Source organism: Microvirga sp. 2MCAF35 (assembly GCF_052115545.1).
Taxonomy (GTDB): Bacteria; Pseudomonadota; Alphaproteobacteria; order Rhizobiales; family Beijerinckiaceae; genus Microvirga.
The window spans coordinates 1-805 of sequence record NZ_JBFRGW010000101.1; the positions used below are offsets into that span (position 1 = coordinate 1).

The 805-nt window shown below is 55.4% G+C and carries 1 protein-coding gene; it reads right to left on the reverse strand.

Annotation, left to right across the window (positions count from 1 at the left end; genetic code table 11):
- Positions 1-490: 490 nt before the first annotated feature.
- The coding region (locus tag AB4097_RS21485) for a flagellin (protein ID WP_442043333.1) at positions 491-805 on the reverse strand (315 nt) is incomplete at its 5' end.

The following is an 805-nucleotide window of genomic DNA, read 5'->3' on the forward strand; positions in this document are numbered from 1 at the left end:
TTGGTGAGAATGGAGGACATGTGCGTGTTCCTTGAATGATGAGAATGGTTCAGGGAATGTCGGAATCTAACCGACCCAGCGGAGTGGCATCATGCCTCGAGAGAGCTCGATCCGCTGTTCACATGCATCCGGGCTTGAACCGGTAAAATGGAGTGGCGTCATGCCGGGCCCGAAAGGCCCTCCACAGTGCTGTCTCAGCGCGCCCGAGCGATGTCTCGATTTCTCGTCGCGTCCATGCACCTTTCAATAAGCGCACCCTTTCATCGCGTCAAGGATAAAAATTAAACTTAATGAGATTTATCGTCTCATTTACTTTTCGTTAACTTCTTACAACACCGCACCGACAAGAACAATCGCGCAGTCGTCACAATAAACAAGAAGGAAACTACGCTCTCGCAACCTCGAGAACAGTCTCCTCCACTCACCCGTCGAAATGAAAAAGGCCCTGCCTCGCGAGAGACAGGGCCTTCCTTCACTGATCAAGAGGCTCTTACTGGAAGAGACGCAGGATCATCTGGCTGTTCTGGTTGGCGATCGAGAGCGACTGCACGCCGAGCTGCTGCTGCGTCTGCAGAGCCTGCAGGCGGGTCGAAGCCTCGTTCATGTCGGCATCGACGAGCGTGCTGACGCTGTTCGTCATCGACTCGCTGAGCACGCCCAGGAACTTCGACTGCGCGTCGATCTGGTTCTTGGCTGCGCCGAGCTCGGTGGCGAAGTTACGAACCGATTCCAGGGCCGTTTCCACATCCGCGGCCATGTCGTTAACGAGATCCTGAGCCGCCTCACCCGTCCCGGTGATCTTCAG